The sequence below is a fragment of the Microbacterium insulae genome (assembly GCF_042677065.1).
GTDB classification, from domain to species: domain Bacteria; phylum Actinomycetota; class Actinomycetes; order Actinomycetales; family Microbacteriaceae; genus Microbacterium; species Microbacterium insulae.
Genome location: NZ_JBHTII010000002.1, coordinates 169925 through 187356, shown reverse-complemented (window position 1 = coordinate 187356; position 17432 = coordinate 169925). Strand labels below are relative to the sequence as shown.

Below are 17432 nucleotides of genomic sequence, written 5' to 3'. Positions count from 1 at the left end.
CTAGCGAGGGGGTGGGACTCCCCCGTCGCGCTCGCGCCACACCCGGAGACCGTCCGAGCTCCGCCACACGGCGAGCAGCCCTTCCACGTCGGTCCGCGCAACCCGTGCGCCCACCTCATCGAGGATGTCGAGGATCTCCCGTCGCGGGTGACCGTGGTCGTTCTCGGCACCGACGGTGACGAGCGCGACCGCGGGTGCGGCCGCGCGGTACAGCGCGGCATCCTGATCCGCACTGCCGTGATGGGCGACCTTGACGATGTCGTACGGCGGATCGAGGACGTGAGCGGAGACGATCGCGCGTTGCGGCGACGCGGAGAGGTCCCCGAGCAGCAGAGTCGGAGGGATGCCTCCACCGCGCACGTCGAGGACAACGCTCGCGTCATTGCCCGGCGGATAGGCCCGCCCCTCCCTCGCCGGCCAGAGGACTCGCCACCGCGCGCCGCCGAGCGACCCCGACAGGCCCGCGCGCGCGTCGATGACCTCGGCCCCGCCGTGGGCGAGGCGTTCGAGGACCGCGCTCCCGTCGTCGTCGGGCGGGCCGTGGAGGACCGTCGTGACCCGGCCGTGAACGGCGTCGGCGCCGCCGACGTGGTCGATGTCGAAGTGGGTGAGGACCAGGAGGTCGATCCGCGCGATGCCCACCCGGTCGAGGCACGATGCCAGCGCCGCCGGCTCCGGACCGGTGTCGACGAGCGCGACGGCGCCCGCGGAACGCAGGAGCACGGCGTCGCCCTGTCCGACCTCGCACGCGAGGACGCTCCACCCGTCGGGCAGCGTCAGCCGCCCCGCCGAGGTCGCGAGGAGGCCGGTTCCGCCGAGGACTCCCGCGAGCACGGTGACCAGCACCGCCGCCGCGCGGCGCGTGAGGACCCGACGCCGCGAAAGGGGCCGTAGACCGATGATCACTCCGATGGCCAGCCCGACGACCCCCAGCGCGAGGGCGCCCGGCCATCCCTGCGCCCACGGGATCCGATCGGCCGGGAGCCCGGACACCGTGGTCGCCGTCGCCGAGATCCACGATGCGGGCAGCCACGCGACGGCGGCGAGGCCGTCCTGAAGGAGCGGGATCGGCGCACTCAGACAAGCGGCCAGCCCCACGACCGTCGCGACGGGCGCCGCCGGCGCGGCGAGGAGATTGGCGAGGACCCCGTAGACGGGGACGGCCGGATCGATGAGCACCAGGAGTGGTCCGCAGGCCAGCTGTGCAGCGAGCGGCACCGACAGCGCCAGCGCCAGGGCACGAGGCAGCCGGCGTGAGAGTCCTCTCGCCAGCGGCCGGGCGAAGAGGAGCAGCGAGCCTGTCGCGGTGACCGACAGCGCGAATCCGAGAGAAGCGGCGAGCCACGGGTCGGCGACGAGGAGCACGGTGACGCACAGCGACAGCGTCGCCGCCCCCGCCCCCGGTCGGCCGAGCAGCACCCCGAGCATGGCGATCGCGGCCATCGCAGCGGCACGCACCACGCTCGGCTCGGGTGTCACGAGCAGCACGAACCCGGTCAGCGCCAGAAGTCCCCCCGCCACCCGCATCGCGCGCGAGCCGCCGACGGCGGCGGTCGCGGCGAAGGCGAGCCCGACGACGAGCGCGCAGTTGGCCCCCGAGACCGCCGTGAGGTGCGACAGCGAGGACTCCTTCATCGCGGTGTCCAGCTCTGCGTGGACGGCGGACGTGTCGCCGACGGCGAGCCCCGGCACCAGCGCGGCGCCTGGCCCGGGCAGTCCGGCCACCGCCTCGACGAGGCTCTGCCGCAGGGCGCCCGCCGCCTGCGCGGGTCCGGCCGGCGCGACGGTCACGGTCACCCCTCGCGACGCGCGCACGACGAGCACGGCACGCTCGCCGGGTCGCGCTGCCGCCACCGTGCCCGCCGCTTCGATGGTCGCGCCGACGTCGAGGGCGCGGAGATCATCGACATCGTCAGGGTCCACGCGCACGACGACCGGTGCTCTCACCGCGTACACCTCGGCGCCGATCGCGACTCTCGTCGCGTGCGCGTCGAACGCGAGTGCCCCGTCGTCCCGTCGCTCGACCTTCCCGATCACCTCGGCCGTGACTGCGACGGCGCGGCCGTCGACCATCCCTCGCATGAGGACTCCCTCGCGCTCTGGTTGCGCGAAGGCGACATGGGATGCCGCGGCTGCCGCGGCCGCGACCGCGAGCACGAGGACCGCCGCGTTCAGGCGCCCCGTCCGTGCGGAAGTTCCTCGTGCCCTCCGAGCGGCCACGGCCACTGCCGTGAGCGCGGCGATCCACAGCACGCCGGCGAGGAGCGGGGCGGCCGCGGGTGCGTAGATCGCCGTGAGAGCAGCACACCACGCGGCAGCCGCGACGGGCAGGAGGCGCAGCGACAGACGCAGCGACGGGGTCACACCGTCACCAGCTCCCGGAGGGACTCGAGCATCTTGTCGCCGATCCCCGGCACCGCCAGCAGGTCTTCGACGGACGTGAAGCGCCCGTTCGCCTCACGCCACTCGATGATGCGCTGCGCGAGCGCGGGACCGATGCGCGGGAGGGTGTCGAGCGTCGCGAGGTCGGCGGTGTTCAGATCGACCACTCCCCCCGCGGCCCCGCCGGCCGCGCCCGTCGCCGGATCGGCCGTCGGGGGCACCTCGCCCTCCGCGGGCACGGCCAGCTGCTCTCCGTCGGACACCGGCCGGGCGAGATTCACAGCCGCCCGATCCGCGTCGTCGGCGAAACCGCCCGCGGCGGCGACGGCATCCATCACCCGGGCTCCCTCGCCGAGGACGTACAGACCGGGTTCCGCCACGGCACCGGACACGTGGACGTACACGGCCGCCGGGGCGGCGGCATCCGTCGCCTGGCGGTCGACGCGCACGTGCTCGACCGGAGTCGACGCGCCGCGGAAGATGCCGATTCCCACCGTGATCGCGAGCGCTCCGATGACGACGACGACCGCGGCGCCCGCCCCGAGTCGGCGCCGCGCGGGTATGACGGCTTCGGGATCGGGATCGGATGCTGCGGCCACCCGCTCACGGTAGAAGCCGTCGTCACCGCCGATCAGCGGTGCGGCAGCACCTGGGGAAATCCCCGCCCCGGCGGCGACCGGGGAGGAACCGAGCCTCAGTGCGTGCTGAAGCTCACGACCTTGGGCGGACGCACGACCGCCCGGGTGATCTCGCGTCCCGCGAGCGACCGCTGCACGCGCTCGTCCGCGCGCGCGATGCGCTCGAGCTCAGCGGCGTCGATGCGCGCGGGCACCTGGAGCGTCGCGCGCACCTTGCCGTCGATCTGCACGACCGAGGTCACCGTCTCCTCGACGAGCAGGGTCGGGTCGGCGCTGCGCCACGGGACGAGACCGACGAATCCGTCGTAGCCCAGGATCTCCCACATCTCCTCGGCGGTGTGCGGAGCGAAGAGGTCGAGCACCATCGCGGTCGCCTCGGCCGCCTCGCGCACCGCGGGGTCCGCGGGGCCGGCGCCGGTGTCGATCGCCTTTCGGGTGGCGTTGACGAGCTCCATCAGACGGGCGACGACGACGTTGAACTTCGTCTGCTCGATCAGCCCCGGAGCATCCGCGAGCAGACGGTGGGTCACGCGGCGCAGCGCCGGGTCGCCCTCCGCCCAGATGACGTCGGGATCGCTCGTGACGTCCTTGGCCACGCGCCACGCGCGGGCGAGGAACTTCTGGGCGCCGGTGGTCGAGACGTCCTCCCAGTGGATGTCGTCCTCGACCGGGCCGGCGAAGGCGATCGCCACGCGGACGGCGTCCGCGCCGGGGTCGACCATGCTGGCGGCGAACTCGACGAGATTGCCCTTGCTCTTGGACATCTTCGAGCCGTCCAGCAGCACCATGCCCTGGTTGATGAGGCTCGTGAAAGGCTCGGTGAAGTCGACCAGGCCCATGTCGAAGAGCACCTTGGTGATGAACCGCGCGTAGAGCAGGTGCAGGATCGCGTGCTCGACACCGCCGATGTAGGAATCGACGGGCGCCCACTTGGCGGCTTCGCGCGGCGGGAACGCCTGCGACGGATCTCCGGCGGACAGGAAGCGCAGGAAATACCACGAGCTGTCGACGAAGGTGTCCATCGTGTCTGCGTCGCGCAGGGCCGGCTCACCGGTCTCGGGGTCCGTGGTCGCCATCCACTCAGACGCCGCGCCCAGGGGCGATGTGCCCTTCGGTGCCAGGTCCAGACCCTTGGCGTCGGGCAGACGCAGCGGCAGTTGATCGTCGGGAACCGGCACGATGCGGCCGTCGGCCGTGTGGATCATGGGGATGGGCGTGCCCCAGAATCGCTGGCGTGAAATGAGCCAGTCGCGCAGGCGGTACGACTTCGCGGCGCGCCCGGCGCCGAGTGCCTCGAGCTGCTCGATGATGCGCGCGATCGCGTGGCGCTTGGACAGACCGTCGAGCGGACCCGAGTTGATCATCCGGCCGTCGCCGGTCAGGGCGATGCCGGTGGTCGCCGGGTCGATGTCAGCCAGCGACGGCGAGTCGGTGCCCGGGTCGATCGGCACGCCGTCGTCGTCGAGCTCGATGACCGGGATGGCTCCGGTGATCGGCGCCGTCGTGTCGACCACGGTGCGCACGGGAAGGTCGAACGCCCTCGCGAAGTCCAGGTCGCGCTGGTCGTGCGCGGGGACGGCCATCACGGCGCCATGGCCGTAGTCGGCCAGGACGTAGTCCGCGGCCCAGATCGGCAGGCGCTCGCCGTTGACCGGATTGATCGCGTAGCGGTCGAGGAAGACCCCGGTCTTCGGCCGGTCGGTGCTCTGGCGCTCGATGTCGGTCTCTCGCTGGACGCGCTCCAGGTAGTCCTGGAACCTCATGCGCACTTCGGCCGACGAGCCCGCCGCCAGCTCGGCCGCGAGGTCGCTGTCGGGGGCAACGACCATGAAGGTCGCACCGTAGAGCGTGTCGGGCCTCGTGGAGAAGACCGTCACGCGGTCCTCACGACCTTCGATCTCGAACTCGATGTCCGCACCGACAGAGCGGCCGATCCAGTTCCGCTGCATGCGGATGACCTTCTGCGGCCAGAATCCCTCGAGCTGATTCAGGTCGTCGAGCAGGCGGTCGGCATACTCGGTGATCTTGAAGTACCACTGGGTGAGCTTCTTCTTGACGACCTCGGCGCCGCACCGCTCGCAGTGCCCGTCGACGACCTGCTCGTTGGCGAGCACCGTCTGGTCGTTGGGGCACCAGTTGACCGGGCTCTCCTTGCGATAAGCCAGACCCCGCTCGTACAGGCGCTGGAACAGCCACTGGTTCCAGCGGTAGTACTCCGGGTCGCTCGTGTGCAGGATGCGGGACCAGTCGTACGAAGAGCCGTACTCGCGGAAGCTCTTCTTGTGCTGATCGATGTTGGCGTACGTCCACTCGCGGGGATCGGCCCCCCGCTGGATCGCGGCGTTCTCGGCGGGAAGGCCGAAGGAGTCCCACCCGATCGGGTTGAGCACGTTGTAGCCGCGGTGCCGCCAGAAGCGGGCGACCACGTCGACGTAGGCATAGCTCTCCGCGTGACCCATGTGCAGGTCGCCCGAGGGATACGGGAACATCCCCAGCACGTACTTGCGCGGACGCGTGTCGTCGTCGCCGCCGGCCCGGAACGGGTCGGCCTCCTGCCAGCGCGCCTGCCACTTCTGCTGGATGGCGTACGCGTCGAAGCCACCGCCGTCAGCGGGCACGGCGGTGTCGGGCGGGAGGGTCTGTGACACGGGAGAACCAATCGAACGGATGCCGGGGGCGCGGGCGGCGCGAAACTCCAGGTTACCGGACCCGCGCGCTCACCAGCCGGGGGGCAGCGATGCCCCGATCGCGGCGAGCGGTCCCCGGGCCTTGATGCCCACCTCGGCGACCTCGGCCGCGGCATCCGATCTCCAGGTGATGCCTCCGCCCGCCCCGACGTACGCACCGCCGGGATGGACGACGATCGAGCGGATCACCATCGCGAGATCGAGGGCGCCGTCGGTTCCGACCCAGCCGAAGCTGCCGGCGAACACGCCTCGCGGCGCGCCCTCGAGCTCGTGCAGGATCGTCATCGCCGAGAGCTTGGGCGCACCCGTCATGCTCCCCGCCGGGAACGCGGCGTCCAGGAGGTCGCCCACTGTGATCCCCGCCACGAGCCGTCCCGAGACCGTGCTGACGAGCTGGTGGACCGCGGGATACGACTCCACCTCGAGCAGTCCGTCCACGCCCACCGACCCGGGTTCGCACACGCGCGAGAGGTCGTTGCGCATGAGATCCACGATCATGACGTTCTCGGCGCGCTCCTTCTCGTTCGTCCGCAGCTGCTCGGCGAGCACCGCGTCGACGGCGGGATCCGCGCTCCGCGGCCGAGTCCCCTTGATCGGTCTCGTGCGCACGATGCCGGCGGAGACCTCGAGGAACCGCTCCGGACTCGCGCTGGCCAGCGCCACGTCGCCCGTGCGAACCAGCCCACCGTGGTGGGCGGGGGTGAGCGTGCGCAGTCGACCGTACGCGGCGACCGGGTCGACCGCGTCGTCGATCTCGAACCGTGTCGTCAGGCACAGCTGATAGGCATCGCCCGCGCGGATCGCGTCGCGACAGCTCTCGATCAGCGCGGCGTAGCGGGCGGGGTCGTGACGCGAACGCGCGAGAGCCGCGGGCGCAGTGGCGACCTCCGCGCGCGCCGGCACCAGCGCCGCGACCCGCGCGGCGAGCGCCGCCACCTCGCTCGCGGGGGCGACGGCCCATACTCGGCGGGACCTGTGATCGAACGCGACGAACCGTGTGGCACGCAGCCAGGCTTGGCGCGGCATCCCCTCGTCGAAGCTCGCCGGCGCCCCCGCGCGTGCGGCGGCGTCGTCGTAGCCGAGCCACCCCACCCACCCGCCGCGGAACGGTCCGGCTTCCCACTCCTCGCCCGGAGAGAGCTGGCAGGCGACCTCGCGCACCCGCGCGGGATCGGTCTCCGGCTCCCCCGCTCCGACCCAGCTCCACCCGTCGGTCGCGTCGGGACCCGCGTCGAGCCAGAACGCGAAGGAGGCCCCGCCGTAGAGGCCATGGTGAACGGATGCCGGATCCACCCAGTCCGCCAGCGGGACGGCGACGAGGGGGTCCGACATGTTCCCAGGCTAGACGGGGGCGCCGCGTTCTAGGCTCGTGGCGTGAACGAGTTCCTGACGTGGCTGCTCGACGCGGTGCAGAGCGTCGACCCGATCGTCAGAACCCTGCTGGCGGGCATCGCGATCATGCTCGAGACGAGCGTCCTGATCGGCCTCGTCGTGCCCGGCGACACCGTCGTCATCGTCGCGGCGACGGCCGTCGCCTCCCCGCTGGAAGGCGTGCTCCTCGGAGTCGCGGTCGTCATCGGCGCGCTCATCGGCGAGAGCATCGGGTTCGCGCTCGGCCGGTTCCTCGGACCCAGGATCCGCCACTCCGCCCTCGGCCGTCGCATCGGGGAGGCCAACTGGGTCCGATCGGAGCGGTACCTGCGCCGCCGCGGCGGACCCGCCATCTTCCTGTCGCGGTTCCTTCCCGTCCTGCACTCCCTCGTGCCGCTCACGGTCGGCATGAGCGGCTACCCCTACCGGCGATTCCTGGCGTGGACCGTTCCCGCGTGCGTCATCTGGGCGGCCCTCTACGTCTCGGTGGGCGCTGCGGCGGCGGGGACGTATCGCGAACTGGCCGATCAGCTGCATTACGCCGGGTACATCTTCGTCGCGATCATCGTCGTCTTCCTCGTCCTCGTCTACGTGACCAAGAAGGTGATCGAGCGGGCCGAGCGCAAGCACCTCGAACACGAGACGGCCGAGCCCGCGTCGGGCACCATCGAGGGGGACGTGAAAGACTGAGGCGATGCCCGAGACAGCCACGCCGCCGGCCCGCACCAAGGTGCTCTGGTTCGCTCGCCTCGAGTACCGCTTCCACGCCTGGCGAGAGCGCCGTGCGCGGCGCCGCGGTCACGCACCGACGATCACCCCGTTCCCGGGCTACGCCGGACCCGACTGGGTGAGGGTGCTCGGGCGGGTGATGATCGTGCCTCCGATGAAGCAGAACGAGTCCGGCGAGTACGCGAGCGTGCGCGGGTGGCGGAGCTTCGTCGCGGTGCCGATCGGCTACGCGCAGGTCACCGTGACGATCGCGGGGGTCGACCACGAGGTCGTCGCCGACCGCGGCGGCGTCATCGACGTCCGGCTTCCCGCCGTGCTCGAGCCGGGATGGCAGACCTTCACGATGACCGTCGAAGACGGCGAGCCGATCGAGACCCGCGTGTTCGTCGTGGGCCCCGAGGTGCGCTTCGGCGTGGTGTCGGACGTCGACGACACGGTGATGGTCACGGCGCTCCCCCGTCCGCTGCTGGCCGCGTGGAACTCGTTCGTCGTCGACGAGCATGCCCGTCAGCCGGTGCCCGGCATGGCGGTGCTCATGGAGCGTGTCGTCCGCGAGAACCCCGGCGCACCCGTCGTCTACCTCTCCACCGGGGCGTGGAACATCGCCCCCACCCTCATGCGCTTCCTGCGCCGCCATCTGTTCCCGCCCGGCGCCCTGCTGCTCACCGACTGGGGCCCCACGCACGATCGGTGGTTCCGCAGCGGCAAGGCCCACAAGACTTCGAACCTGCGGCGCCTGGCCGCGGAGTTCCCGCATGTGCGGTGGCTGCTCGTCGGCGACGACGGCCAGCACGACGATGAGATCTACACGACGTTCGCGGCGGAGCATCCCGGCCAGGTCGCCGGCGTCGCGATCCGTCGTCTATCTCCCGCCGAGGCGGTTCTCGCGGGCGGGCGGACGGCGGTGAACGACCACAGTGCGGCCCGGGTGCCCTGGGTCACGGAGTCCGACGGCGCGGGGCTGCTCGAGCGCCTCGAGACCGTGGGCGTCGTCTCCGCCTGACGTCGGGGGCCGCGCGTAGGCTGACCGCATGTGCGGACGCTTCGTGGTTGCCAGTGCCGGATCCGACCTCGTCGGCGTGCTGCGCGTCGATGTCGAGGGCGATGACCTGCCCGAGCCCTCGTACAACGTCGCGCCGACGGCTCAGGTCGCCATCGTGCTCGATTCCGTGAAGGAGGAGCTGCCGGTCCGTCGGCTCGAGAGCGCGCGATGGGGGCTCGTCCCCGGGTGGGCGAAAGACGTCAAGATCGGGGCGCGGGCGTTCAACGCACGCTCCGAAGAGCTCGAAGGCAAGCCGATGTTCCGCAGCGCGCTCGAGAAGCGTCGCGCGGTCGTCCCGACCTCGGGCTACTACGAGTGGAAGACGGTCGATGGGGCGAAGATCCCGCACTACATCCATCCCGCCGACGGCTCGCCGCTGTTCATGGCCGGGCTGTACGAGTGGTGGCGCGACACCTCGAAGGCCGACGACGACCCGTCCCGCTGGCTGCTGAGCTTCACGATCCTCACGCGCGACTCCATCGGCCGGCTGGGCTCGATCCATGACCGCATGCCGCTGTTTCTCGATCCCGACCACGCCGATGCCTGGCTCGATCCGACGACCGACAACGTCCGCGATGTGCTCGACGCCGCGATCGACGCGGCACCGGCTCTCGCCGACACGCTCGACGACCACGTGGTCTCGCGAGCGGTCGGCAATGTGCGCAACAACTCGCCCGAGCTCATCGAGCCCGTCGACGACTGAAGCAGCCCGTCCGTCCCGCGTATCCTCGTACGGTGACGACCGCGACCGCCGCCGCGCTCGGGCTGGCCGAGTGGACCGCGCTCGAAGACGCTCATCGACGTCGCGCCGACGAGCTGACCGCTGCGCATCGTGCGCGCGCCGCGCGCGGTGAGAAGCATCCGGTCGAGGACTTCCTGTTCACCTACTACTCCTACAAGCCCGCGCTTCTGCGCCGCTGGCACCCGGGCGCGGAGATCGAACTGAGGGATGCCGCCACCACCGCTCGCGTACACTGGCGCGGCTACCGTCCCGGTCGTGAACCCGGCTCGCTGATCGTCGACGTTGTCGCGTGGCGGACCGAGCACGGCGCTCTGATCGAGAACATCGCCCGCCTCCTTCGGGCGACCGCGGGCCGGGCGGCGGGGTTCGGATGCTTCGGGCTCCATGAGTGGGCGATGGTGTACCGCGCCGCCGAGACCCGCCACGAGGTCCCCCTTCGACTCGGGGCTGGCGGCACGGATGCCGTGGTCGAAGCGCACGACTTGCGCTGCACGCACTTCGACGCCTATCGCTTCTTCACGCCCGATGCCGTTCCGAGGAATCGCGTGGAGCCCACCCGCGAGCGCCAGGCGGCCCTGGAGCAGCCCGGCTGCCTCCACGCGGGAATGGATCTGTACAAGTGGGCGGTCAAGCTCGGCCCCCTCGTGCCGGGCGAGCTGCTGCTCGATGCGTTCGAGCTGGCGCGCGACATCCGCACCCTCGACATGCGCGCTTCACCGTACGATCTGCGTGCGTGGGGGTACTCGGCGGTGGCGATCGAGACGCCCGAGGGCAAGGCGCAGTACGTCCGGGCTCAGCGCGGCTTCGCCGAGCGCGGGCAGGCGATCCGCGCGCGACTGCTCGACATCGCAGAGCGCCCCTGAGGCAGCGCGGTCATCCCGCGGGGGCGCACTCGTCGCACGGGACGAGTCCCCGTCCCTCGGCCGCGAGCTGCAGGCGGAGGGCGAGCACACGCTCCGCCGCCTCGTCGAGCCGCTCCTGCGGAAGCGCCCCCGACTCGACGGCGGCCACGATGCCGTCGACGATGCGCGTCGCGCTCTGGGCATCGGAGAACATCACGCCGAGCACCAGATCGTTCCCGGCGGCGAGGGCGGCGACGGCGTTCGCCACAGGATCGGCGTAGCGCGGGTCACCGGAGGCCTGCAGCATCCCGAGGTCGTCCGTGACCGCCACACCGGCGAAGCCGAGCTCCTCTCGCGCGATCCGGTGCCACTCCGCTGACAGACTCGCCGGCGCCTCGTCGACGGCGGTGTACGACAGATGGCCGAACATCAGGAGCGGTGCACCGGCGTCGACGCCCGCCTGGAAGGGGAGTCCGTCCGTCTCGCGCCACTCCTCGGGGGGCATGGCGGTGCGGGGGATGCCGAGATGCGAGTCCCCGGGGGCGGCGCCGTGTCCGGGGAAGTGCTTGAGGGTCGAGAACGCGGCTCCCTCCTCCCCCGCGACCGCTGCGGCCACGCGGTCGGAGGCGGCGGCGGGCGTCGTTCCGAGAGAGCGCCGGTAGATGAACGAGCCGGGGTCGTCGGTCTCATCGGCGACGACGCCGAAGTTCACGCCGATGCCGGCGCGCTGGACGAGCGCGGCGCGCCCCGCGAACGCGTCCCGAGCGGCTTCGGGCGGCGCGTTCTTCAGCTCGACCGATGACGCGAAGGTGTCCCACGGAAGCCGTGAGACGTCCCCGCCCTCCTGGTCGATCGCGATCAGCGGCGGCAGCGCGGGATCGATCGTGAGCGCGGCGGTCACCGCTCGCAGTTCGTCCTCGCCGGCGGGGATGTTCGCTCCCATGAGGATGAAGCCGCCGATGCCGCCGGCCTCCATGTAGGCGCGAAGCGCTGTCGGGTCGGTCGTGGGGATGTGGCCCATGACGACGGATGCCGCGCGCTCGCGCAGCGACATGGCTGCCACCTCCCGCGCCGCCGTGGTCGACGTCGCGTGCGGTGCGCTCGCCTCCACCCGGACCGCGCCGGTGCTCGTCGGGGTATCGGCGTCGTCGGTTGCGGTCACAGCCGACGCCGGTGCGCCGGCCCACAGCACGGCCGCCGTCAGGGCAGCCGCGATGAGCCCCCGGAGCGCGACATCCATGCCCGACAGCCTACGTTCTCTCCTTCGTCGCGTCGTCGGTATCACCGGAAGGCGGCGCCCCCTCTCAAGGGAAGGCGGACGGGGGGATCCGATGGGCACGAACTATTCGGGCGTGAAGCGCCTCGCGGCAGAGGACGCCGCGGCCGGGCGGCGGTGCGCGGATCGACTCCTCGCGATGCGCGAGCGTCTGCGCCCGCTCCGCGACAGGCGCGACGACACCCGTCTGCTGCTGGCGACGTGGAACATCCGCGACTTCGACTCGGGCCGATTCGGCATGGGTCCTCGGCTCCCCGAAACCTTCTTCTACCTCGCCGAGATGCTGTCGAGCTTCGACCTCGTCGCCGTCCAGGAGGTGAGCAGGGATCTCGCGCCGCTCGAACGCGTGATCGGTACCCTCGGGCCGGACTGGGACTACATCGCCACCGACATCACTGAGGGGCGCAGCGGTAACGGTGAGCGGATGGCGTTCCTGTACAACCGTGATCGCGTGCGCTTCCGCAACATCGCCGGGGAGATCGTGCTCCCGGAGGGACAGCTCGTCGTCGGGAACTCCGGCGCCGGTGCCGATGCGGCCGACCGCGGACTGCAGTTCGCGCGCAGTCCGTTCCTCGTGTCGTTCTCCTCGGGCTGGTTCCGCTTCTCACTGTGCACCGTGCACATCTACTTCGGCGAGGACAGCGGCGCGGCGCTCGAGCGTCGGATCGGCGAGATCGACCGACTGGCGGCCTTCCTCGCGAAGAGGCAGGATGACGCACCCCGGCCCGTCGGAGGGGGCATCGGCGCCGTCGAGAACGTCATCGCCCTCGGGGACTTCAACGTCGTCAGTCCCGAGCACCGCACGATGCAGGCGCTGCTGCGCCACGGATTCGAGGTGCCCGCTGCGATCGACGGCTCCCGCATCCCCGACCGAGACCACTTCTACGATCAGATCGCCACACGCGTGAGGGACGACCGCTTCGAGGTGACGGCGGGAGGAATCGAGAACCCGTTCGCCGACGTGTTCCGGGACGAGGATCTCGAGGCGTACCGCCCGCACTTCGCCCGCACCGTGCCCGAGGGCGCCGACGAGAACGCCGTCCTCGCCGCGTACCGGAAGTGGCGCACCTGGCAGATGTCGGATCACTCTCCGCTGTGGGTCGAGATCCGCACGGACTTCTCGGACGCCTACCTGCGACCCCTCGCCGCCGCCTGACGCGTCAGTGCCGCGCGACGATCGCCGCCGCGTCGGTCCCGTGCGGCAGGACGCCGTACTGCGCCCCACGGTCCTCGCCCAAGCGCGCGGCGATGAAGGCCTCCGCGTCACGCGACGGGGCGTACCGCAGCATCAGGGAGCCCTGGAACGCGAGGGCGAGCGACTCGGTGAGTCTCCGCGCCTCGGCCTGCGCCGCCGCGGGGTCGGCACCTTGAAGCCCGCGGAGGTGAGCGAGGGTCCGCTCCGTGTGCGCGTCCAGGACCGCGGACGCCCCGCCAGTGGTGGCGAGCTCGGCGGCGAACGCGTCGGCGGACTCGGGATCCCGCGTGAGTGCGCGGAGCACGTCGAGGGCGATCACGTTGCCCGAACCCTCCCAGATCGCCATGACGGGCTGCTCTCGATAGCGGCGCGCCAGCGGGAAGGACTCGGTGTAGCCGTTGCCACCGAGGCATTCCAGTGCCTCGTACGCGTGGTGCGGACCCCGCTTGCAGACCCAGTACTTCGAGACGGGCGTGGCCAGCCGGCGCAGGGCGATGTCGTGATCGGATGCCTCGGCCTCGAACAGCTGCGCGAGCCGCAGGCCGGTGAGCATCGCCGCCTCCGACTCGAGGGCGAGATCGGCCAGGACGGCGGTCATCGCGGGCTGGTCGACGAGGGGCGCGCCGAACGCCTGTCGCCCGCGCGCATGCCAGAGGGCCTCCGCGACGGACTGCCGCATCCCGGCGGCTGTTCCGAGCACGCAGTCCAGGCGTGTGCGCTGCACCATCTCGATGATCGTGCGCACCCCGCGGCCCGGCTCTCCGAGCACGAACCCGACGGTTCCGTCGAACTCGACCTCCGCGGACGCGTTCGATCGGTTGCCGAGCTTGTCCTTCAGCCGCTGAAGCCGGAACACATTGCGCATCCCGTGCGGCAGGAGGCGCGGGACGAAGAGGCAGGACAGGCCCTCCTCCACCGTGCCGCGTCTCGTCTGGGCGAGCACGAGGAAGCCGTCGGACATGGGCGCCGAGCAGAACCACTTGTGCCCGGTGAGCTGGTACGCGTGGCCTCCCATCGAGACACCGACGGTCGTGCCTGCTCGAACGTCCGAGCCTCCCTGCTTCTCGGTCATCGCCATCCCCACGAGCGCGCTGGGCTTCTCATCCGCCGGCAGAAGACGGGGATCGTAGTCGCGGGAGAGCAGCCGCGGCATCCACTCGTCGGCCACCCACGGCGAGCCTTCGATCGATGCCACCGCCGCGTGGGTCATCGACACCGGGCACGCGTGTCCGGGCTCGACCTGCGCGAAGAGCAGGAACGTCGCCGCGCGCGCCACGTGGGCGCCCGGACGCGGGTCGGCCCACGCGGAAGTGTGCGCACCGCGCGCCAGGGCGGCCGCAATCACGCGGTGGTAGGCAGGGTCGTACTCGACCTCGTCGAGGCGGAAGCCCCAGCGGTCGTGCGCGTGCAGGGTCGGCGTATGGACGTTGGCGAGTTCGGCGTCGCGCTGGAAGTCGAGCGAGCCCACGTGAGCGCCGGTCTCGCGCAACGCGGCGTCGGCCCAGCCGGCGCCGAACGCCTCGACCGCGGCAACGAGCGGCGCGTTCGAGGCGTACTCGTCGATCCCGACGCGCCACGGCGACTGGTTCTCGACGTAGTGGGTGGCCGCGCCGATGACTCGCCGACCCCGCGAGAAGGCGGTCACGTCCGCTCCGGCTCAGGTGCGAAGGCGAGCGCGAACTGCTCTTCGAAGGTGAGCGGCGCACGCGTGATGATGTCGTGCACGAACTCGAGCTTGTGGCGCACCGGCCCGGCGATCGTGAAGGGGTAGAGGTCTCCGAAGCCCATCGCGCGATTGATCCGGTTGAACGCCTGCGACATCCATTCCCAGTCGGTGAGGAGCCGCTGGATCGGCTCGTCGCGGTACGACTCCAGCGGGACCACGTCGGTGTCGCGCAGGCTCGTCACCGCGGAATCGAGATGGATTCCGAGCACCGCGGCGGTCTGGAGCGTGCCGGTGAGGTGCAGGTAGTGAGCGAACGTCTCGGCGAAGTCCTCCCAGGGGTGCATGGTGGCGTACTCCGAGATGAAGCTGTCCTGCCAGTCGGGCGGTGCGCCGACCTTGTAGTGCCGCGTGAGCGCGTCGCGGTAGCTGGCGCGCTCGTCGCCGAACAGGTCGCGGGACCTCTCCCAAAGCTGATCGTCGGTCAGGAGCACGTTCTGGTAGTAGTGGCCGACTTCGTGGCGGAGGTGCCCGAGGATCGTGCGGTACGGCTCCCCCAGACGCACCCGCAGCGCTTCTCGCCGGTCGTCGAGGTTCTCGGCGAGGTCGATCGTGATGATGCCGTTGGCGTGGCCGATCATGACCGGTCTGCCATCGGTGAGGCTGGAGATGAGGTCGAATCCGAGCCCGCCTTCCTTGACGTCCCACGGCAGGATGGGCAGGCCGAGGTCGCCCAGCTGGAGCAGGAGCCGCCGCTTGGCCTCCTCGGTCTTGGCGAGCTTCTCCAAGGCGACGGTGTCGTCGGCCGCCGGACGCCGGCGAGTCAGCCGGCACGAGAAGCACCGGCCCGCGGGAGCATCCTCGCGCACGAGCCAGTTGCACGCCCACTCGCGGTTCGAGCAGGTGTACCACGTCACGTCGTCGATCTGCACCCGGCCGTGGCGGACTCCGTGGAACTGCCGGCTGACGATGTGATAACCCAGTTCCGCCTCGCAGTTCGGACATGTCAGCGTGTCGAGATAGACGAAGTGGCGACAGTGCGGACAGCGGGGCTGAGAGCTCACGATCTCACCGTAGCGTCGAGTCGGCGAGGGTGGGAGCGGCGATGACTCATCGCGCGGGAACGAGCCTCAAGCGCAGCAGAAGATCGTCTTCGGGGCGTGGCGACCCGCGACCGTCGGTGTTGTTCGTGAGCACCCAGAGGGTGCCGTCCGGCACGATCACCGCGTCGCGAAGGCGTCCGTACGCACCCGTGAGCGCCGCCTCGGGGTCGCCGATGACAGCCCCATCGACGGTGTCGACGAGCCACAGACGCTCACCGCGAAGGCCCGCGAGCACCACGGTGTCGCCGACGGCCGCGATGCCGCTGGGGCTCGCCTCGGCCGTCGTCCAGGTGGCGACGGGGTCGGTCAGTCCGTCCCTTCCCGCCTCCCCCTCGACGAGCGGCCAGCCGTAGTTCGCGCCCGCTTCGATCCGGTTGAGCTCGTCCCACGTGTTCTGGCCGAACTCGCTCGCCCACAGGGTGCCGTCTGCGGTCCATGCCAGCCCCTGCACATTGCGGTGACCCATCGACCAGACGGCGTTGTCCCAAGGGTTTCCGTCGGCGGGGGCGCCATCCGGCTCCAGACGCAGGATCTTGCCGCCGAGCGACTCCGGATCCTGTGGCGCGTCGCGGTTCTGCGCGTCGCCCGTCGCGACGTACAGCTTGCCGTCCGGTCCGAAGGCGATGCGGCCGCCATCGTGCGTGCTCGCCCGTGGGATGCCGTCGAAGATCACCTCGGCTTCGCCCACCTCGAGCGCGCCTGCCCGCCCACGCAGCGGCATCCGTACGACGCGATTGTCCTCCGCCGCGCCGTGGTAGGCGTAGAGCCACCTGCCGCCGTCTTCGAGGAGTGCGAGGCCGTGCAGCCCGGACTCACCGCCCGACACGACCCCCGGGACCGTTCCCGCCTCGCGGAGGCGCCCATCCGGCGTGAGCTCGAGGAGGGTTCCGTCGTCGCGCTGCGAGATGAGCGCGCCGCCACCCTCGAGAGGCACGACCGACCACGGCACCGCGAGCCCCGTCGCAAGGACCTCGGGATCACCGTCGATCCGCCACGCGCCCACGGCGGGCGTGGCCGATGCCGACGCGGACGTGGTGGGGGCGACAGTCGCGGGGACGCTGGCGCGGTCGTCCCCCGCGGCGCATCCGGATGCCGCCACCACTGCCGCGACGAGGCATCCCGCCGCCGCGAAACGCGCGCGTCGCCGCCTCACGCTCCCGCCGCCGCCTGTTCGAGGGCGGCGATGTCGATCCGGTGCATCCGGAGCATTGCCTGCACCGCCCGATGCGCTGTCTCAGGATCGGAATGACGGATGAGCTCGATGAGGCGATCGGGGATGATCTGCCACGACACCCCCCACCGGTCCTTGAGCCAACCGCACGGCTGCTCCTGCCCGCCGTTGGCCGTGAGGGCGTCCCAGTACCGGTCGACCTCGGCCTGATCGCTGCACGGGACGTAGAGAGACACGGCCTCGGTGAACGGGAACTGCGGGCCGGCATCCATCGCGTAGTAGTCGCGGCCCGCCAGCCGGAAATGCGCGTGCATGACCTTGCCGCCCATGCCGGGGACCTCGTCGGGGTACCTGCCGATCGACACGATCGTCGAATCGGGGATGAGCTCCGTGTAGAACGCGATCGCCGCTTCGGCGTCATCGTCGAACCACAGGAACGGGATCACATCGGACATCGCATCCTCCCGGGCGTCGCTCTCAGCCTCTCCCGCCGACGCGGCGAGGTCAACGCCGTCGACCGTCCGTCGTCGCGAGGGACCTTCGGCCCGTCGGTGCGCGCTCGGAGTCCGCACAGTGGAGTGGTGACCTGCG

At 71.2% G+C, this 17432-nt stretch carries 14 protein-coding genes; 5 read left to right on the top strand and 9 right to left on the bottom strand.

All coding sequences use genetic code 11. The features are described 5' to 3' along the window. The 4 genes from ACFQ0P_RS13430 to pabB form a co-directional block, all read right to left on the bottom strand. Complete coding sequence (locus ACFQ0P_RS13430) at positions 1–2364, bottom strand: ComEC/Rec2 family competence protein (RefSeq protein ID WP_204979167.1); 2364 nt, start codon at positions 2362–2364, stop codon at positions 1–3. Then, positions 2361–2981 carry a helix-hairpin-helix domain-containing protein gene (locus ACFQ0P_RS13425; RefSeq protein ID WP_204979166.1) on the bottom strand — a complete coding sequence of 207 codons (621 nt, stop codon included), beginning with the start codon at positions 2979–2981 and terminating at the stop codon, positions 2361–2363. Before ACFQ0P_RS13425 ends, ACFQ0P_RS13430 begins: the two co-directional genes overlap by 4 nt. 95 nt (positions 2982–3076) lie before the next feature. Continuing rightward, a complete protein-coding gene (gene leuS, locus ACFQ0P_RS13420; protein WP_204979165.1) occupies positions 3077–5668 on the bottom strand; it encodes a leucine--tRNA ligase in 2592 nt (863 codons plus the stop codon). Positions 5669–5737: 69 nt separating this feature from the next. Then, positions 5738–7039: an aminodeoxychorismate synthase component I gene (gene pabB, locus ACFQ0P_RS13415; protein ID WP_204979164.1), complete on the bottom strand. Its 1302-nt coding sequence runs from the start codon at positions 7037–7039 to the stop codon at positions 5738–5740. Positions 7040–7081: 42 nt separating this feature from the next. On the opposite strand from pabB, the gene ACFQ0P_RS13410 reads away from it, so the two are divergent. Genes ACFQ0P_RS13410 through ACFQ0P_RS13395 form a run of 4 tightly spaced genes read left to right on the top strand, consistent with a single transcriptional unit; the run spans position 7082 to position 10454 of the window. Further along, the gene (locus ACFQ0P_RS13410) at positions 7082–7768 is read left to right on the top strand and encodes a DedA family protein (protein ID WP_204979163.1); all 687 of its coding nucleotides are present in this window, start codon (positions 7082–7084) and stop codon (positions 7766–7768) included. A gap of 4 nt (positions 7769–7772) precedes the next feature. Continuing rightward, complete coding sequence (locus ACFQ0P_RS13405; RefSeq protein ID WP_204979162.1) at positions 7773–8810, top strand: App1 family protein; 1038 nt, start codon at positions 7773–7775, stop codon at positions 8808–8810. A gap of 28 nt (positions 8811–8838) precedes the next feature. Further along, positions 8839–9552: an SOS response-associated peptidase gene (locus tag ACFQ0P_RS13400; RefSeq protein WP_204979161.1), complete on the top strand. Its 714-nt coding sequence runs from the start codon at positions 8839–8841 to the stop codon at positions 9550–9552. Positions 9553–9584: 32 nt separating this feature from the next. Beyond that, a complete protein-coding gene (locus ACFQ0P_RS13395) occupies positions 9585–10454 on the top strand; it encodes a 3-methyladenine DNA glycosylase (protein WP_204979160.1) in 870 nt (289 codons plus the stop codon). A 10-nt stretch (positions 10455–10464) separates the two neighbouring features. Here the strand turns inward: ACFQ0P_RS13395 and ACFQ0P_RS13390 are convergent, their stop codons facing one another. Next, complete coding sequence (locus ACFQ0P_RS13390) at positions 10465–11673, bottom strand: glycoside hydrolase family 3 N-terminal domain-containing protein (protein ID WP_204979159.1); 1209 nt, start codon at positions 11671–11673, stop codon at positions 10465–10467. Between the two features lie 91 nt (positions 11674–11764). Here ACFQ0P_RS13390 and ACFQ0P_RS13385 point away from each other — a divergent pair, with 91 nt between their 5' ends. Continuing rightward, positions 11765–12865 carry an endonuclease/exonuclease/phosphatase family protein gene (locus ACFQ0P_RS13385; protein WP_204979158.1) on the top strand — a complete coding sequence of 367 codons (1101 nt, stop codon included), beginning with the start codon at positions 11765–11767 and terminating at the stop codon, positions 12863–12865. A 4-nt stretch (positions 12866–12869) separates the two neighbouring features. On the opposite strand, the gene ACFQ0P_RS13380 is transcribed toward ACFQ0P_RS13385, so the two are convergent. The 4 genes from ACFQ0P_RS13380 to ACFQ0P_RS13365 are packed head-to-tail and all read right to left on the bottom strand — an operon-like array spanning position 12870 to position 17296. Then, positions 12870–14549 carry an acyl-CoA dehydrogenase family protein gene (locus ACFQ0P_RS13380; RefSeq protein ID WP_204979157.1) on the bottom strand — a complete coding sequence of 560 codons (1680 nt, stop codon included), beginning with the start codon at positions 14547–14549 and terminating at the stop codon, positions 12870–12872. Then, positions 14546–15631: a zinc-binding metallopeptidase family protein gene (locus ACFQ0P_RS13375; protein ID WP_204979156.1), complete on the bottom strand. Its 1086-nt coding sequence runs from the start codon at positions 15629–15631 to the stop codon at positions 14546–14548. Before ACFQ0P_RS13375 ends, ACFQ0P_RS13380 begins: the two co-directional genes overlap by 4 nt. A 46-nt stretch (positions 15632–15677) precedes the next feature. Then, on the bottom strand, positions 15678–16823 hold the full coding sequence (locus ACFQ0P_RS13370; RefSeq protein ID WP_204979155.1) for a PQQ-dependent sugar dehydrogenase: 1146 nt from the start codon (positions 16821–16823) through the stop codon (positions 15678–15680). Continuing rightward, positions 16820–17296 carry a VOC family protein gene (locus ACFQ0P_RS13365; RefSeq protein ID WP_204979154.1) on the bottom strand — a complete coding sequence of 159 codons (477 nt, stop codon included), beginning with the start codon at positions 17294–17296 and terminating at the stop codon, positions 16820–16822. The genes ACFQ0P_RS13370 and ACFQ0P_RS13365 overlap by 4 nt, the downstream gene beginning before the upstream one ends. Positions 17297–17432: the final 136 nt, after the last annotated feature.

Coding starts and splice junctions, on each gene's coding strand:
- pabB (WP_204979164.1), bottom strand. CDS start 7,039: ATGTCGGACCCCCTCGTCGCCGTCCCGCTGGCGGACTGGGTGGATCCG.
- ACFQ0P_RS13405 (WP_204979162.1), top strand. CDS start 7,773: ATGCCCGAGACAGCCACGCCGCCGGCCCGCACCAAGGTGCTCTGGTTC.
- ACFQ0P_RS13400 (WP_204979161.1), top strand. CDS start 8,839: ATGTGCGGACGCTTCGTGGTTGCCAGTGCCGGATCCGACCTCGTCGGC.
- ACFQ0P_RS13390 (WP_204979159.1), bottom strand. CDS start 11,673: ATGGATGTCGCGCTCCGGGGGCTCATCGCGGCTGCCCTGACGGCGGCC.
- ACFQ0P_RS13385 (WP_204979158.1), top strand. CDS start 11,765: ATGGGCACGAACTATTCGGGCGTGAAGCGCCTCGCGGCAGAGGACGCC.
- ACFQ0P_RS13365 (WP_204979154.1), bottom strand. CDS start 17,296: ATGTCCGATGTGATCCCGTTCCTGTGGTTCGACGATGACGCCGAAGCG.